At 76.5% G+C, this 1,159-nt stretch carries 1 protein-coding gene; it reads right to left on the bottom strand.

Annotation, left to right across the window (positions count from 1 at the left end; genetic code table 11):
- Positions 1–1,050, bottom strand: a 1,050-nt coding sequence (dprA, locus tag AOK00_RS36280; RefSeq protein WP_437441473.1) for a DNA-processing protein DprA, incomplete at its 3' end; no start/stop codon positions are given.
- Positions 1,051–1,159: the final 109 nt, after the last annotated feature.

Genomic DNA, 1,159 nt, shown 5'->3' with positions numbered 1-1,159 from the left:
GGCGGGGATCGCTTCGAGGATGTGCGCCGTGGCCGGGGCGAGGAGGTCGCGCGGGAGGACGGGTCCACGGCGCGCCGGGGCGAGCTGGCCCATGTCGCCGACGAGTTCGACGATCTCGTCGGCGTCGGTGACGAGGGCGGCGTCGCCGCGGAGGAGTTCATGGACGCCGGCGGAGAGTGCGCTGGTCACGGGGCCGGGGACGCCCATGGTGTGGCGGCCGAGGCGGGTGGCGGCGCGGGCGGTGACGAGTGAACCGCTGCGGTGTTGTGCCTCGACGACGACGGTGCCTCGGGTGAGGGCGGCGATGACCCGGTTGCGGAGGATGAAGCGACTGGGGGTGGGGTGAGTGTCCGGCGGCAACTCCCCCACCACCAGGCCTTGTTCGGCGACGCGACGGAGGAGTTGGTCGTGGCCGCGGGGATACGGGGTGTCGACGCCGCAGGCGAGGACGGCGACGGTGGCGCCGCCCGCGGCGAGTGCGCCTCGGTGGGCGGCGCCGTCGATGCCGTAGGCGGCTCCGGAGACGACGACCCAGCCTTTGCGCGCGAGGCCGGTGGCGAGGTCGGCGGCGGTGTGGGCGCCGTACGGGGTGCAGGCGCGGGCGCCGACGAGGGCGACCGAGCGCAGGGCCCAGGTGCGCAGGTCGGCGGGGCCCCGGACCCAGAGGCCGAGCGGGCGGGCATTCGCGAGGTCGTCGAGCTGTCGGGGCCATTCGGTGTCGCCGGGGACGAGGAAGCGTCCGCCGAGGTGGTGGATGGTGGCGAGGTCGCGGGCGGGGTCGGCGGCGGCGGCGCGCAGTCGCCAGGAGGCGACGCGTTTCGGTCCGGTGCCGGGGAAGGAATCGGCGGCGCCGTCTCCCCGGGCGGTGGGCGCGGTGGCGAGGAGGCGGTCGAGGAAGCCGGTGGCTCCGTAGCGCTGCAGCCAGCGGCCGGCGTGTTCGTCACCTGGCTCGACGGCGCGGCTGAGCGTGGCCCGGGCCAGTCGCTCGTCCATGGACGCGGACCCGGGGGTGCCGGGGCGGAGGTCTGGGCGGGGGTCGGGGGTGGTCATGCCCGGTCCCCCGCTCCGACGGGCACGCCGCGGGCGATGCCGGTGCGCAGTTCGAGGGCGAGGGCGACGTCCTCGCTGTCGGGGCGGTCGTGTCCGGCGAGGTCGGCGA

This window comes from Streptomyces aureus, from assembly GCF_001418135.1.
GTDB lineage: Bacteria > Actinomycetota > Actinomycetes > Streptomycetales > Streptomycetaceae > Streptomyces > Streptomyces aureus_A.
The sequence above is the reverse complement of the archived record's forward strand: the minus strand, read 5'-3'. Positions and strand labels throughout refer to the sequence as shown.